The sequence below is a fragment of the Pseudenemella bisphenolivorans genome (assembly GCF_051133435.1).
Lineage (GTDB): Bacteria > Actinomycetota > Actinomycetes > Propionibacteriales > Propionibacteriaceae > JAAYAO01.
In genome coordinates this window covers 281,828-296,610 of record NZ_JBPGNY010000001.1, presented here as the reverse complement: position 1 = coordinate 296,610, position 14,783 = coordinate 281,828, and the positions used below count along the sequence as shown (strand labels likewise).

Genomic DNA, 14,783 nt, shown 5'->3' with positions numbered 1-14,783 from the left:
CGCTGGCGAGCGTTCGCGGTCGGCGTCGCCGCCGCCCTCGCGGTTGCGGCGATACCGATTCCGGGCCATGCCAATGACATCCTGGTGATCGACAAGGGGCATGTGGATGCATTCAACGTCGTCGCCGAGAATGACGGGCTGACCCTGGACCTCAAGGAAGACGTCACCGGGTCCCACGTGCGGCAAGACCCCGGTCGGGTCGAGCTGAACGTCAAGTCCGCCGCCTTCCGGACCGGGCTTCCCGACACCATTCCGGGCAGCCCCGAGGGATATGTGCTTCCGTTGGTCCAGGATCACGACCTGCTCTGGCCGGGCTGGGACACGCTGCCCATCCAGGGTTCCGGCTTCGAGCCCGGTATCAAACTCCACTTCACCGAGGTCACCGGACCGGGAACCATCCACCTGTTCGGCCAGGGAACATTCGGTGGAACGGAGCCCTTGCTGGAAGGCGGTGCCACCCAACTCACCGCCGGTGCCGTGCGCGACCAGAGCATTCCGGCCCACACCCACGCGAACTGGGTCTTCGGTCAGCCCGGCGTGTACCGGATCACCCTGCACGCGACAGGGGTGAAGGACGGGCAGGAAGTGCGCAGTAACGATGCCACCTACACCTTCACCGTGGGCGACGAATTCCGCGGGAAGGGGTATGAGCCCGCTGCGGATCCGGCTCCGGAGCCGACCCCGGACCCCACCCCGGATCCGACCCCGGACCCCACGCCGGATCCCACCCCGACTGCGGACCCGGAGCCCACGCCGACTTCGGATCCGGAGCCCACGTCGGATCCCACACAGGCCCCGGATCCCACGCCGGAGCCGACGCAGAACCCGGACCCCACCCCCGACCCCGTACCGAGTTCATCGGCACCTGCTCCGCTCGGTGAGCCGGGTACCCCGGCGCCGCCGGCTGCTGCCCGGGTGTGCAAGCCGGTCGAGGTGAAGCGTCCGGCCACGCCGGAGGAGATCAAGGCTGCCGGCGAGCAACCCCGCGACGCCTCCGGCTCCGGCGCGGCACCGAAGGAAGGCACAGCACCGAAGGAAGGCGCGGCACCGAAGGAAGGTACAGCGCCGAGTGCCGGCGCCACCGAGGGCAGCCACACCGTGCCCGCCAACACCCACGTCCACCCGAACTGGGTCTTCACCAAACCGGGCACCTACACGCTGACCGTGCGGCAAACGACGAAGTCGAAGTCGGGCGAAGCCCTGTCGGCCACCGGAACCTTGATCTTCCAGGTCGGGCCGGGAGCTTCCGGAGCGAACAACGGACACTTCGACTTCGGTGCCCAGATCGTGGACGGCAAGCTGGCGGCCAAGATCAAGGACGACCGGCAGTCACCCGCGACGTGGGTCGAGCCGAACTCGCTCACCTTCGCCTTGGGGGACACGGCCAAAACCACCATCCCCGCAGGTCTGGAGTTCCTGGCCCCGGCCGGGTCGCAGGTGTGGATGATCGCCTCGGCGCAGGTCAACGGCGTGCCGTGGCTGGGTGCCAACACTCAGCATGAGTCGTTGCTGGCCGGAAGCACCGGTGAGGTGACTTTCACCCTGGAGTCGGCAACCGGGCCGGGCAAGGTGGGCGTCTTCACCTCGGGCAGCCTCGGCCAGATCGTCGGCGAGAAGTGGTTCACCTACACTCCCGGTGCGGCCGGAGCCAAGGATGCGCCCGCAGCCGATGCTCCCGCAGCTGCCAAGCCGAAGATCACCACCGTCGGTGGCAAGCAGATGGTCATCGAGAAGAAGTGGCAATACCCCGATGGTCAGCCCTGCACCCCGCCCAAGGGGCTGCCCCGTACCGGTGCTGATACCGGCGCCATGACCGGCAGCGAAGCAACCGGTGGTTCGGGTGCGGCTCTGGCGGCCCTGGCCGTCGTCGCCTTCGGGGCGGCCGCACTGCGTCGGTCCGGCGCGTGAGCCGAGTTCCGATCAAGGTGGTGGCGGTCGGCCTCGCGCTGGCCGCCACCATCGTGCTGCCCGGACGCAGTACCCCCGCCGCCACCGACGACCGGGTCACCGTGGTGGCCACCACCGGGATCGTGGCGGACCTGACCCGTCGGGTGGCCGGCGATGCCGCCCATGTGGTCGGGCTCGTACCGCCGGGGGCCGACCCGCACACCTACGAACCGACGCTGCGTGATGTGCGCGATATCGTGCATGCCCGGCTGGCCTTCTCGAACTACCTGATGCTCGAGGAACAGTCGCTGATTCGGGCCATCGACGCCAACCTGCCCGACGGGGCCCGCCATGTCGCGTTGGCCGAGGAAGCCTCCGGGTACTCGGCCGAGATCATTCCGTTGGTCGAGAACCACTCCCTGGACACGGTGTGGCTGGGGTTGCGGGTGGCCGGCAAGAAACCCGGGGCGACCCGTGCCGCGGCGGTCGAGGTGGCCATGGTCGACGCGTCCGGCCCCGGGGGTGCCCACGGGTTCGTCACCGGCACCTTCGGACGGCCCGACTCGGTGTTCAACTCCGCCGACGGTTTCGATGCGGGGCGCGATTTCGCCGAGGACTCGACGTCCCTGCCGTTGGACGCGCATACCCACATGAGTTGGGCATTCACCGAACCGGGGCTGTATCGGCTCAAGTTCCGGGCGCAGTACCGTCCCGACCCGGCCGCCCGGCCCCGCGATGTCCAGCACGGCGAACTCCTCGTCGCGGTGGGCATCGACCCGGGCACCACGGGTCGCTCGGTGGTGCTGTCCGAAGGGCACGCCGACCTGACCGTCAACCTGAACACCGGGCGACTCGAGATTCACTCCGACAAGGTGGCCGACAAGAACTCCGGCGTCCCCGGCATGGGTGTGGTCGACCTCGACCGGGTGGTGATCTCGGTACCGCCGAAGGCCCTGATGCCGGTTCCGGCCGACCCGGCTTACCGGTTCATCGAGCGTCCGGGCCGCGACGTGTACCAACTGCCGCAGGCAGTGCTGGGTAAACACGTCCACGGCGAGATCGACCCACATCTGTGGCAGGACGTGCGCAATGCCCAGGCTTACCTCGAGGTGATCCGCGACCAACTGATCGCCGTCGACCCGGCTCATGCGGGCACCTACCGGGCCAATGCCGCCGAGGCGATTGCCGAACTCGACGAGGTACATGAATACGTCGAGCGATCGGTGCAGAGCATCCCGGAGAACAACCGGCACCTGGTCACCACCCATGACGGTTACGGCTATCTGGCGCACCGGTACGGCCTGAGCATCGCGGCCGTGGTGGCGCCCTCGCCGGCACAGGAACCGTCGCTGGCCGATCGGCGCCGGCTCAGCCGCACCCTGGCCGACCTGGGCCTGCCGGCGGTGTTTCTGGAACCGAATGCCAGCCAACAATCGACGGCCCTGATCGAGGCGGCCAAACACACCGGCACCCGGGTGTGCCGGATCTGGGGCGACGCTTTCACGCCTCGGACAGCGACCTATCCCGACATGATGCGCGCCAATGCCGACTCGTTGGCGCGTTGCCTGGGCGGCACCCCGCTGGGCGACAACGACCTCAAGGATGACGAATGAGACGACTCTTTGCCACGGCCCTGGCCGGGGTGGTGTTGATGGTGCCCGTTGCGGCGTTCGCGGACAGCCCGAGCCCCGATCCCGATCTCGGTTCGGACGACCCGGCGCTGCAACAGCGGGTCGACAGCGACGAACCGATCGCCGACGATCGGGCCGTGATCGAGGCCGGCCATGTTGACCTGGGCCCGAGGTTCGTCGACGGCACGTGGACCCTGCTCGCCCGCGACGACACCGCCGCGCTGAACGGCGGCAAACCGGTATGGCGCCGGCCCGAGGAGACCGTCTTCGCGGTCTCCGATACCGCGAAGACCGCCCTGCCCGAGTCCGACGAGTACGCCTTCACCGGCGCCAAGCCCGGGGACACCGTGTGGGTGGTGCCCCAGACCGAACTGAGCGGTGTGGTGTGGCTGGGGTGGAATACCCAGGACCCCCGCGTCGTCGCCGAGATCAACCGGGGCGTGACCCTGCGGTTCGCCGAGGTCCGTCCGGTCGATGGTGACGGACGAATGACCGTATTCCTGCAGCCGGGCAACTTCGCCCCGCCACAGGTTCTGTACGACGGCACCTCCCCGGGCGAGGCGTGGGTTGATCTGAACACCCACACGCACGCCAACTGGATCTTCACCAAGCCCGGGGTGTACTTGGTGCGGGTTGAGATCACTGCCGAGGGGCTGAACAAACAGCAGTACACCGATCAGGCCTGGTTGCGGTTCGCGGTGGGTGATGCGACCAGCCCCGAGAGCGCGTTCGCGGCCGAACTGCCGGCCGAATCGTCCACCCCGTCGACCCCGTCCACCGAGGCCACCCCGGCTGCCGCGCCGGAGTCCGAGTCGTCCGGGCAGTGGCTGCCGTGGGCGATCGGCGGCGGCACTGTGGTGGCCGTCGTTGCGGTGGGCGCCGGGGTGCTGTTGGCGCGTCGACGACGACGGGTCGAGGAAGAGGTGTTCGGCGATGAGTGACCACACCTTGCACATCGACGGCCTGCGGGTGCTGCTCGGTGGACGTGAAGTGTTGCGCCAGGTGAACCTGCGGGTCGCCCGAGGTGGTGTGCATGGCTTGTTGGGGCCCAATGGGGCCGGTAAGACCACCCTCTTTCGGGCGATCATGCGGCTGATACCGGTGGCTGCCGGCCGCATCGACACCCCCGGCGGGGTGGGCTATGTGCCGCAACGGCAGGACGTGATGTGGGATTTTCCGATCAACGTCCAACAGGTCGTGATGACCGGCCTGACCCGGCAACTGGGCCGACTGCGCGGGCCGCGACGCGAGCACGTGCAGGCCGTGGCCGAGGCGCTCGAACGGGTGCGGATGACCGATCTGCGCCGCCGTCCGATCTCGGAGTTGTCCGGTGGGCAGCGGCAACGGGTGATGATCGCGCGTGCCCTGGTTCGCCGTCCGCACCTGTTGTTGTTGGATGAGCCGTTCACCGGTTTGGATATGCCCACCCAGGAGCTGTTGACCGACTTGTTCGCCGAGCTGGCAGCCGACGGGTCGACGTTGTTGATGTCAACCCACGACCTCTCGCACGCCCTGGTTGCCTGCCACGAACTCACTTTGCTGAACCGCACGGTGATCGGTACCGGGCATCCGGACGACCTGCGGAACCGGCAACTGTGGATGGACACCTTCGAGGTGTCCGAGCATTCGCCGCTGCTACGGCAGTTGGGGTTGGTGCCCCAGCGGTTGGAGGCCGCATGTTGACGCCTCTCGATTTTCTGGCGGATCTGACCAACCCGATGCTGACCTTTCTGCCGAAGGCGCTGATCGTGTCGGTGTTGGCCGCGATCGTGTGCGGGGTGATCGGTTCCCATGTGGTGCTGCGCGGGATGACCTTCATCGGCGACGCGGTGGCCCACTCGGTGTTTCCGGGTATCGCCGTGGCGTTCGTGTTGCAGGGGTCCCTGGTGGCCGGGGGAGTGGTGGCCGGAGTGGTCACCGCGGTGTTGATCGCATTGTTCTCCCAGACCCGGCGGTTGGGGGCCGATTCGGTGATCGGGGTCTTCTTCGTCGCCGCCTTCGCCCTCGGCATCGTGGTGATCTCGATGTCCCCGGCCTACGCGGGGTCATTGACCTCGTTCCTGTTCGGTTCGATCACCGGCATTCCCGATGATGCAGTGCTGTTCTCGTTGGCCATGACGGTGCTGGTGTTGGTGATCGCGGCGGTTCTGCACAAGGAATTCGTGGCCGTCGGGTTGGACCGCGAGTACGCTCGCGCGTCACGGCTGCCGGTGCTGCTGCTCGACGTGGTGTTGTATGTGCTGGTCACGCTGGCCGTGGTGATGAGCATCCGCACGATCGGCAACATTCTGGTGCTGGCGCTGTTGGTGACACCGGCCGCGGCGGCGCGGATGCTGACCGACCGGCTGGTGCCGATGATGCTGGCCGCAGCGACGATCGGGGCGGGCAGCGCTTTCGTCGGGCTGTACTTGTCGTGGTCGTTGGACGTGCCGACCGGCGGCACGATCGTGTTGGTGTGCACGATCGCGTTTCTGCTGGCCTGGGCCTTCGGGCCCCGGCACGGCGTGCTGCGCCGTCCGGCGGTTGCGGTCTGACCCGACCCGGGGGTTCACCCGGCCAACAGTTGCCGGAGCTGCGCCCGGGTAATGATCGGGTGGGTCACCGACCCGGGCGGCGGCGCAGCCGGGGTGGTTGCTGCCGGTTGCTGGGGTGGATGTCCTCACCGGTCAGGTCGGCGTGCACCGCATAGGCGGCCAGGGCGGCGGAGAACAGCTCGCCGACCACCCCGGTACCGGAGCGGGTGTGCGGGCCGACCGCATAGTGCGATCCGATCCGGGGGCCGGAGAGTGCCGCCCAGGTACGCGCCGAGGTCCAGGCCGGTCCGGCGGCCGGGTCGGGACGGCCGGTGCCCCAAACGTGGGTGATCGGGACGGGGGCCGACCAGCCGATCGCCCGGCGGGCATGGTCGACGGTTTCCAACGCAGCGGTGTCGGGGGGCGGTGCGGTGTGCTCGCTCAGCGGCGCGACCGCCCAGGGCAGGGCGGCCGCCCGGCGCCGGGCCCGGTCACCGACCCGCCACAGACCGGGACGGGTCAGCGCGGCCCACTGCTGGGGGGTGACCGCACAGATCACCGCCCGGGCCTGCAACACCTCGGCGGAGGTGGTCACAGTGGTGCCGGCCACCTTCGTGACCGCGGTTTCGGTACGCAGTTCCACCCCCCGCTGGGCCAACCGTTCGGTCAGCAGGTCGAGCAGCACGGTGGCGGGCTGTACCTGCCCGTCGGCGTCGGTGAGGGTCCAGCGGCCGAAGATCCGCGCCACCGCCGGCCATACCGCGTGGTGGGCGGGCAGGCGGGCCGGGTCCTGGCCGCGCTGCCAGGCGACCTGGTGCAGTAGGGCGGCCGGGTGCGGATGCCCCAGCGAGTCGGCCAGATCGGCCACCGTGGCGTTCCGGTCGAAACCGGGCGGGACGAGGTGGGGTGCGGCGGCGCGCCACCTCGCCGGGTCGGTGGTCTGTTCCAGGCCGAGGGTGCGCAGCCGCTGCCAGATCACCCCGAGATCGTCGAGCAACCGGTCCCAGCGTTCTGCGGTGGCCGAGCCCCAGGTGCTCTCGGCGACCCGGCGTTGGTCACCCCGGTTGGTCGGCCAATCCACCTCGGTGCCGTCGGCGAAGCGGTGCCGGGCCGGTGGTGCGGTCGTCCAACTCAGGTCCCGGCCGGTCAGCGTCGCGTCCAGGGCCCGGCCGGATTTGGTGAACAGATCGCGCCACACCGCGGGCAACTCGATCACCGGCGGCAGACCGGTGCGCGCCCAGGTGCCACCCAGGCCGGTGCTGCGTTCCAGCAACACCACGTGGTGACCCCGGTGGGCCAGCCGGGCGGCCACCGCCATCCCGGCCAGGGAACCGCCGACCACCACGATCGGGGAGGCGGCATCGGCGAACAGGGCCGGGTCGGCCGGCTCCGGGCGGGGTGGACGCTCAGACATCACTACCGGTTTCGGCTGTGCCGCGTTTCCGCGCCCACCAGCGGCGGAAGGCCCGCCACCCCCGGCGCACCCGCGCCATCAGGTACAGCGCCAGGGCCACCGAAGCGATCAACAGCAGTGCCACCACGACCGCGACCACCACCGGGTTGACCACCGTCACCGCCAGGGCCGTGGCGGTGATCGCCGCGGTGTCCTCGGCCACCGAGGTGCCGATATTGCTGACCGGCTCGGGGGAGGTGTTCACCGCCAGCCGGATACTCGCCTTGGTCAGATGGCTGACCAGGGCGGTGATACCGCCCACCGAGGCCAACATGATCGTCCACAGGTCACCACTGGCCCCGGCCATCAGGGCGCCGATCGTGGCACCGACGATCGGCCGGATCACGGTGGACACCGAATCCCACACCGAATCGACGTAGGGAATCTTGTCGGCGAAGAACTCCAGGGCGAACAACACCCCGGCGATGATCAGCACGTCGAGCCGGGCCAGGGTGTCGGGAATTTCTGCCATCGGGTGGATGCGCTCGATCAGGCCGAGCACCAACACCGTGGCGTAAGCGTTGAGGCCGCTACTCCAGCCGGTGACGAAGCTGAGTGGTAAGAGCTCCACGTCTGTCCTCCTCGAAGGAATTCCGTCCCGATCCGATCCGCCGTCTTGACGAACTGTCAGAGGTGAAGCCTATAGTTGATGTTGTTCGAACAGGTGTTCGTTTCGGTGCCGGGGAAGCCCGATCGCAGAAACACCTTCGGACGTCCGACTGCTTCGGCGCCGGTGGACCTCGACCCCCACCGGCGCCGGGGCTTTCGGTGGGTCGAGTGGGTCGAGTTGTGTCCGGTGGTCGTGCAGCTTTCGGGACGGACAGGCTTTCGGGAAATGCGCAGGTACAACGAACAGATCCAGGTCGATGCCCGGCGGGTGATGATCCCGCCCACCGCGGCGGTGGGGGCCGCGGTGCTCACCGGTCCGCCGGTGCGGTTCCGCTGGCGCGGGCAACTGTGGCAGGTCGACGAGATCCACGAACATTGGGTGAGCACCGCCGAATGGTGGGACAGTCCGGCCGCCCGGGCCCTGCGCGGGGAGGAAACCGCCGATGATCTCGGCGCCCCCGATCCCGACCTCTACGACTCCCGCGAGACCTGGCGGGTCAGGGCGATCGGTGAGCACCGCCGCGGACTTTCCTGCGATCTGGTGCACGCCGGGGGCCGCTGGTTTCTCGACACGCTGGCGGACTGATGGCCACCGATCCCTTCGTACACCTGCGGGTGGCCTCGGGCTACTCGCTGATGTACGGCGCCAACCAGCCCGCCGACCTGGTGACGGCCGCCGCCGAGTACGGCATGGACGCCCTGGCCCTGACCGACCGCGACGGGGTGTCCGGGGCGGTCCGGTTCGTGCAGGCCTGCACCACCGCCGGAATCGACCCGATCGTCGGGGTCGACCTGGCCGTACTGCCCCTGGACGGGCTGCCGACCTCGTCCCGTGGCCGGCGCACCCCGGCCCGGGGTGGGGCCGAACGCGACCCCCGGCTGCCGCGGATGACCGTGTTGGCCCGACCCGACGGTGGCTGGGCGGCGCTGTGTCGGTTGATCAGCGCGGTACACGCCGCGGGGCAGCGCAATATCCCGATCGCCACCACCGATCTGATCTGCGATCACGCCTCCGGTGGTGACCTGGTGGTGCTCGCCGGGGCCGACGCCGAGATCGGCCGGGCGGTTGCGCGCAAAGACCGGTCGGCCGCGGTGCGCTGGTTGACCGAATGGCGCCGCCGGCTGCCACAGGATTCCTTCGTGATCGGGGTGGAACACCACCTGCGGGCCGGTCACGGCCCCGGGTCGGGGGCCTTCGCCGCCCGGCTGCAATCGCTGGCCGAGGCCGAGGGCATTCCCAGTGTGCTCAGCAATGCGGTGCGGATGACCACCCCCGACCGGGCCCCGGTAGTCGACATTCTGGACGCCTCCCGCAGGCTGGTGCCGCTGGCCGGACACAATGTCGACCGCAGTACCGCCGAATGCTGGCTGAAACCCGGGGTGGCGATGCACCTGGTCGCCGACGACCTGGCCCGCCGCGGGGGTGGGGATGCCGGCGCCCTGCTGGCCCGCACCCGGGCCCTGGCCGACCGGTGCCGGCTGGACGCCGCAGCCGATCTGGGCATCGGCATCGTGCACCTGCCCGAACTCGGCGCCGGCCGGGCCACTGGTGATGCCGGCGGTGCCGACGCCGCCGAGAGCTTGGCCCAACGCTGCCGGGCCGGGATCTCCCGGCGCTGGGCCGACCCACCCCCCGGCGTGTCGGAACGGCTGGCCGACGAGCTGGCGGTGGTCGCCCGGCACGGTTTCGAAACCTACTTCCTGACCGTGGCCGACATCGTCGACTCGATCCGGGCCCGCGGTGTGCGCTGCGCGGCCCGCGGGTCGGGGGCGGGCAGCCTGATCAACTACCTGTTGGGCGTCTCCGGGGTCGACCCGATCGAGCACGACCTGGTGTTCGAGAGATTCCTCTCACCGCTGCGGCACGAACTGCCCGATATCGACCTGGACGTGGAGTCGGCCCGCCGGCCGGAGATCTACGACATGATCATCGACGACTACGGCACCGACCGGGTGGCCTGTGTGGCGATGGTGGAGACCTACCGGGTGCGGCACGCGGTGCGCGACGTCGGCGCGGCACTCAGCCTGCCCCCGGCCGAGGTCGACGCGATCGCCAAGGCCTTCCCGCATCTGCGGGCCTCCCGGGCCCGTTCGGCCCTGGCCGAGTTGCCCGAACTGCGCGCCGCGGGGCTGGCCGATGGTCGGCTCGACCTGTTCTTCCGGCTGGTCGAAGGGCTGGACGGGTTGCCCCGACACCTGGCCCTGCACCCCTGCGGGATCGTGCTGTCCGACCGCACCCTGCTGGACCGCACCCCGGTGCAGACCAGCCATCAGGACTATCCGCTGAGCCAGTTCGACAAGGACGACGTGGAGGCGATGGGGCTGCTGAAACTGGACGTGCTGGGCATCCGGATGCAGTCGGCGATGGCCCATGCGGTGGCCGAGATCGAACGCACCTGCGGTGAACGGGTCGAGCTGGACGCGCTGCGCCACGATGACGAGGCCACCTTCGAACTGGTGCGCAGCACCGAAACCCTGGGCTGTTTCCAGATCGAATCGCCGGGGCAACGCGAACTGATCGGCAAGTTCGCCCCCGAAACCTTCGGCGATCTGATCATCGACATCTCCCTGTTCCGGCCCGGTCCGGTGAAGTCCGACATGGTGCGACCCTTCCTGGAAGCCCGGCAGGGGTGGACCGAAGCCCAGTACCTGCACCCCGACCTGCGCGAGGTGCTCGACGAAACCTACGGGGTGGTCGTCTTCCACGAGCAGGTGATGCGGATCATCGCGATCTTCGCCGGCTGCTCGGTGGCCACCGGCGATGCCGCCCGACGCAAACTCGGCACCCCCGAGGGGCAGGAACAGGTGCGTACCTGGTTCATCTCCCGGGCCCGGCAACGCGACTACTCCGAGGAGGTGATCGCCCGGGTGTGGCAGGTGCTGGCCGCCTTCGGGTCCTTCGGGTTCTGCAAGGCCCATGCCGCCGCCTTCGCCCTGCCCACCTATCAATCGGCCTGGCTGAAGGCGCATTACCCGGCCCATTTCCTGGCCGGGGTGCTCACCCACGACCCGGGGATGTACCCCAAACGGTTGCTGCTGGAAGAAGCCCGGCGGCACGGGGTACGGGTGCTGGGCCCGGACGTGAACGCCAGCGACGACCACTACCGGGCCGAACGGCTGCCCGACGGCGGTTGGGGATTGCGGATCGGGTTGGCCGACCTGCTCGGCATCGACAGCGAGGAACTGGCCCGGATCATCGCCGGTCGGCCCTTCGAGTCGCTGACCGATTTCTGGCGCCGGGCCCGGCCCGACCAACCCACCGCCGAACGGCTGGTGGTGGCCGGTGCCTTCGACGAGATGTACGGCATCAACATCGCCCGGGTGCCGGGCCGGCGCAACCGGCGCGACCTGATGTTGGCGGTGGCCGACCTGCACCGGGCCGAACGGGCCCACCGCAAGGCCGGACACGGACCGGGACAGCCGGCTCTGGAACTGCTCGGGGCGGCGGTCACCGACCCGATGGGTTTCCCCACCGATGTGCCGCTGTCGGGGTTGCCGGAGATGTCCGACACCGACCGGGTGCGGGCCGAACTGGACGTACTCGGCCTCGATATCAGCCGCCATGTGGTCGACTTCCACCGTCCGATGTTGGACGCGATCGGGGTGACCCGGGCCGCCGACCTGTTGCGGCAACGCAACCAGTCGGAGGTGCTGGTCGCCGGGGTGAAGGTCGCCACCCAAACCCCGCCGGTGCGCTCGGGACAACGGGTGGTCTTCCTGACCCTGGACGATGCCTCCGGCCCGGCCGACGCCGCCTTCTTCGCCAACGCCGCCGACTGGGTGGGCACGGTCTTCGCCGGTTGGCTGCTGGTGGTGCGCGGGGTGGTGCGCCGCAGCGGCCCGCGCGGGATCTCCCTGCGCGCCACCGGGTGCTGGGACATGGCCGCCTTGGACGCGGTCTGGCGCGAGAACTTGCGCACCGGCTCCGAGGCCGAGGCGGCGGCCGCGGTGCGGGCGGTGCTGGACGCCCCCGCCCCCGGCAGCGGGGAGGAGCCCGGGGTCAACCGGGTGCTGGTCCACGCCAGCGGGTTCACCCAATCGGCCTATGCCGATGTGCGCACCGCCGGATCGGTCGAGCCCCGACGCAACCTGTGGCACGCCAGCCCGGGCAGCTCGGGGCCGACCGCGGGATCGGCAACACGAACCACAGCAGGGGGATGGGGATGACCACGACGATGATCACGCCGGTGAACAGGGCGATGAACGAGAAGATGAGCGGGGAGGCCGTGCAGGTGACGGTGACAGCGGATAGTCTCAGGGGCATGGGTGAGTCTCGGGCGCCGCGGTCGGTCAGCAGAACAGTGCTGGTCGAGCGGCTGGTCGCGCAGTTGACGCAATGGCAACGCGACACCGGGCACACCGAACCGCCCCGGGTGATCGACCTGGGCGGGGGCACCGGCGGGCTGGCCGTGGCGCTGGCCGAACACGGCTACCCGGTGACCGTGGTCGATCCCAGCCCCAATGCCCTGGCCGCCCTGCACCGGCGTGCGGCCGAACACGGCTGGGCCGACCGGATCGATGGTGTCCAAGGCGATGCCGCCGATCTGGTGCAGTTGTTCGGGGCCGGCAGTGTCGACGTGATCGCCTGCCATCAGGTGCTGGAACTGCTCGACCATCCGGGCACCGCGCTGGCCGCGATCGCCGAAGCCCTGACCCCCGGTGGCGCGTTCAGCCTGGCGGTGGGGCAGCGGTACTCGGCGATGATGGTGCGCGCCCTGGCCGGCGACCTGTCCGAAGCCCTGGCGATCTGGCGCGATGACAACCGCTTCGACGCCCAACGCATCCAGCAGATGGTGACCGGGGCCGGGCTGACGATCAGCGCGGTGCACGGCATCGGCGTGGTGTCGGCGGCGGTGTCGGAGGAGGGGATGGCCCCGTCCTCGATCGCGGCCCTGCGCGACCTCGAATGGGAGGTCGGCGACGACCCGTCCCTGGTGGCGGCCGCTCCCGCGGTGCACCTTTTCGGTACCCGACCCGACTGACCGGCGGGCCGAGACGTGCGCACCATCGCCCACGTCGACATGGACGCCTTCTTCGCCTCGGTGGAACTGCGCCGCCGTCCCGAGCTGAGAGATCAGCCGATGGTGGTGGGTGGTGCCACCCGTGGTGTCGTCCTGTCGGCGACCTATCCGGCCCGCAGCACCGGGATCCGCTCCGGGATGCCGATGACCCGGGCCCGCCGGCTCTGTCCCGGCCTGATCGTGGTGCCACCCGACCACGATGCCTACTCGACCGCCTCGGAACAGGTGTTCGCGGTCTTGGAAACCTTCACCGCGGTGGTGGAGGTCGCCTCCGTCGACGAGGCCTACTGCGACCTGTCCCGGCTGGGTCGGCAACCGGCCACCGTCACCGGGGAGCTGATCCGGGCCCGGATCGCCGACGAACTGGGCCTGCCGTGCTCGGTGGGGATCGGGCCGAACCGGTTCGTCGCCAAGGTCGCCTCCCAGGCGGCCAAGCCCGATGGCTTGTTGGAGGTACCGGCCGATCGGGTGACCGATTTTCTGTACCCGCTGCCGGTGGGCGCCCTGTGGGGAGTGGGGGAGGCCACCGCCGGACGGCTCGACACCCTCGGTCTGCACACCGTCGGCGAGGTGGCACACACCCCACCCGAAACCCTGCAACGAGCCTTCGGGCCGCACCTGGGCGCGAAACTGCACCGGCTGGCCCGGGGGGAGGATTCCCAGCCGGTGGTCGCCCGGGTGCGCGAACGCAGTATCGGCTCCCAGGAGACCTTCGGTTCCGATACCGACGATCCGGTGCTGCTGAAACGCGAACTGTTGCGGATGTCGGCCAAGACCGCCCGCCGGATGCGCCGGGCCCGGCTGGTCGGACGGACGGTGGTGCTGTCACTGCGAATGGCCGACTTCACCGAACTGACCCGGTCGGCCACCCTGCGCACCGCCACCGACAGCACCGACGAGATCTACGCCCAGGCCGTGCAGTTGTACGACCGGCTCGGCCTGCAACGAATCCGGATCCGCCGGGTGGGGGTGCGGGTGGAACACCTCACCGAGGCGGATCAGACCCCCTGGCAGCCGGATCTGCTCACCCCCGAACGCGGCTGGCGCGAAGCCGAACGGGCGGTGGACGCGCTGGTCGACAGGTTCGGCCCGCATGCGGTGCAGCGGGCGATACTCACCAGACGTTAGTTTTCGGGTGGGCGGCTACCATTCGACACCCTCGACGACCTAGACTTGAGACACCCCGGATGGGAACCCGAGCGACCTTCCGGACCGTTGTTCTTTGTAAGACCCCGACCAGCCAGCACGATTCGAACCGCGGAGGTAATGGTGCCCCTCTCCGAAGAAGAGAAGCGACTCCTCGCGCAGATGGAGGCTGCGCTGGCGGCCGATGATCCCAAGCTGGCCGAGAACCTGCGCGGCACCACCCGGCGCAAGGTCAGCCGGCGCACCGCCGGGTTGGCGGGGATCGGTTTCTTCGTCGGCCTGGCGGCCCTGATCGGTGGCCTGCAGATCCACCCCGTGGTCAGCATCATCGGTTTCCTGCTGATGCTCGCCGGCGCGGTGGTGGCGATCAGCGCCTGGCGCAATGTCGACCCGACCGCCGTGACGGCCCCCGACGAACCTCGTCCCGCCCGCTCGCCCGGCGGCGCCGGTGAGGACAGCTTCATGGACCGGATGGAAGAACGCTGGCGCCGGCGGCAGGATCCCGACGGATTCTGAGCCGCTC

11 protein-coding genes and 1 pseudogene are annotated in these 14,783 nt (G+C 69.6%); 10 read left to right on the top strand and 2 right to left on the bottom strand.

Annotation, left to right across the window (positions count from 1 at the left end):
* Window positions 1-96: 96 nt before the first annotated feature.
* From ACR4XW_RS01390 to ACR4XW_RS01370, 5 genes and pseudogenes are all read left to right on the top strand, one after another.
* Window positions 97-1,908, top strand: a pseudogene (locus ACR4XW_RS01390) (choice-of-anchor M domain-containing protein); the annotation flags it as partial.
* A complete protein-coding gene (locus ACR4XW_RS01385; RefSeq protein ID WP_434758718.1) occupies window positions 1,905-3,500 on the top strand; it encodes an anchored repeat ABC transporter, substrate-binding protein in 1,596 nt (531 codons plus the stop codon). The pseudogene ACR4XW_RS01390 and the gene ACR4XW_RS01385, both read left to right, overlap by 4 nt.
* Entirely contained in the window at window positions 3,497-4,459 is a 963-nt protein-coding gene (locus ACR4XW_RS01380; protein ID WP_434758717.1) for a choice-of-anchor M domain-containing protein, read from the top strand. Before ACR4XW_RS01385 ends, ACR4XW_RS01380 begins: the two co-directional genes overlap by 4 nt.
* Window positions 4,452-5,201 carry an anchored repeat-type ABC transporter ATP-binding subunit gene (locus tag ACR4XW_RS01375; protein WP_434758716.1) on the top strand — a complete coding sequence of 250 codons (750 nt, stop codon included), beginning with the start codon at window positions 4,452-4,454 and terminating at the stop codon, window positions 5,199-5,201. Before ACR4XW_RS01380 ends, ACR4XW_RS01375 begins: the two co-directional genes overlap by 8 nt.
* Window positions 5,195-6,052 carry an anchored repeat-type ABC transporter permease subunit gene (locus tag ACR4XW_RS01370; protein WP_434758715.1) on the top strand — a complete coding sequence of 286 codons (858 nt, stop codon included), beginning with the start codon at window positions 5,195-5,197 and terminating at the stop codon, window positions 6,050-6,052. The genes ACR4XW_RS01375 and ACR4XW_RS01370 overlap by 7 nt, the downstream gene beginning before the upstream one ends.
* A 64-nt stretch (window positions 6,053-6,116) precedes the next feature.
* Here the strand turns inward: ACR4XW_RS01370 and ACR4XW_RS01365 are convergent, their stop codons facing one another.
* Together ACR4XW_RS01365 and ACR4XW_RS01360 are read right to left on the bottom strand one after the other, a co-directional pair.
* Window positions 6,117-7,445 carry an FAD-dependent oxidoreductase gene (locus ACR4XW_RS01365; RefSeq protein ID WP_434758714.1) on the bottom strand — a complete coding sequence of 443 codons (1,329 nt, stop codon included), beginning with the start codon at window positions 7,443-7,445 and terminating at the stop codon, window positions 6,117-6,119.
* The gene (locus ACR4XW_RS01360; RefSeq protein ID WP_434758713.1) at window positions 7,438-8,055 is read right to left on the bottom strand and encodes a DUF4126 domain-containing protein; all 618 of its coding nucleotides are present in this window, start codon (window positions 8,053-8,055) and stop codon (window positions 7,438-7,440) included. Before ACR4XW_RS01360 ends, ACR4XW_RS01365 begins: the two co-directional genes overlap by 8 nt.
* Before the next feature lie 264 nt (window positions 8,056-8,319).
* Between ACR4XW_RS01360 and ACR4XW_RS01355 the strand changes: the two genes are divergently transcribed.
* The 5 genes from ACR4XW_RS01355 (at window position 8,320) to ACR4XW_RS01335 (ending at window position 14,776) form a co-directional block, all read left to right on the top strand.
* Entirely contained in the window at window positions 8,320-8,679 is a 360-nt protein-coding gene (locus ACR4XW_RS01355; protein ID WP_434758712.1) for a DUF6504 family protein, read from the top strand.
* On the top strand, window positions 8,679-12,260 hold the full coding sequence (locus tag ACR4XW_RS01350; protein WP_434758711.1) for a DNA polymerase III subunit alpha: 3,582 nt from the start codon (window positions 8,679-8,681) through the stop codon (window positions 12,258-12,260). The genes ACR4XW_RS01355 and ACR4XW_RS01350 overlap by 1 nt, the downstream gene beginning before the upstream one ends.
* Before the next feature lie 95 nt (window positions 12,261-12,355).
* Window positions 12,356-13,075: a class I SAM-dependent methyltransferase gene (locus tag ACR4XW_RS01345; protein ID WP_434758710.1), complete on the top strand. Its 720-nt coding sequence runs from the start codon at window positions 12,356-12,358 to the stop codon at window positions 13,073-13,075.
* A 15-nt stretch (window positions 13,076-13,090) separates the two neighbouring features.
* Window positions 13,091-14,242: a DNA polymerase IV gene (gene dinB, locus ACR4XW_RS01340; protein WP_434758709.1), complete on the top strand. Its 1,152-nt coding sequence runs from the start codon at window positions 13,091-13,093 to the stop codon at window positions 14,240-14,242.
* A gap of 141 nt (window positions 14,243-14,383) precedes the next feature.
* Complete coding sequence (locus ACR4XW_RS01335; RefSeq protein WP_434758708.1) at window positions 14,384-14,776, top strand: SCO2097 family morphological protein; 393 nt, start codon at window positions 14,384-14,386, stop codon at window positions 14,774-14,776.
* Window positions 14,777-14,783: the final 7 nt, after the last annotated feature.

Excerpts from the sequence above, each read along its gene's own strand:
- ACR4XW_RS01380 (WP_434758717.1), top strand. The coding sequence starts at position 3,497 with ATGAGACGACTCTTTGCCACGGCCCTGGCCGGGGTGGTGTTGATGGTG.
- ACR4XW_RS01375 (WP_434758716.1), top strand. The coding sequence starts at position 4,452 with ATGAGTGACCACACCTTGCACATCGACGGCCTGCGGGTGCTGCTCGGT.
- ACR4XW_RS01365 (WP_434758714.1), bottom strand. The coding sequence starts at position 7,445 with ATGTCTGAGCGTCCACCCCGCCCGGAGCCGGCCGACCCGGCCCTGTTC.
- ACR4XW_RS01355 (WP_434758712.1), top strand. The coding sequence starts at position 8,320 with ATGCGCAGGTACAACGAACAGATCCAGGTCGATGCCCGGCGGGTGATG.
- ACR4XW_RS01370 (WP_434758715.1), top strand. The coding sequence starts at position 5,195 with ATGTTGACGCCTCTCGATTTTCTGGCGGATCTGACCAACCCGATGCTG.
- ACR4XW_RS01345 (WP_434758710.1), top strand. The coding sequence starts at position 12,356 with ATGGGTGAGTCTCGGGCGCCGCGGTCGGTCAGCAGAACAGTGCTGGTC.
- ACR4XW_RS01350 (WP_434758711.1), top strand. The coding sequence starts at position 8,679 with ATGGCCACCGATCCCTTCGTACACCTGCGGGTGGCCTCGGGCTACTCG.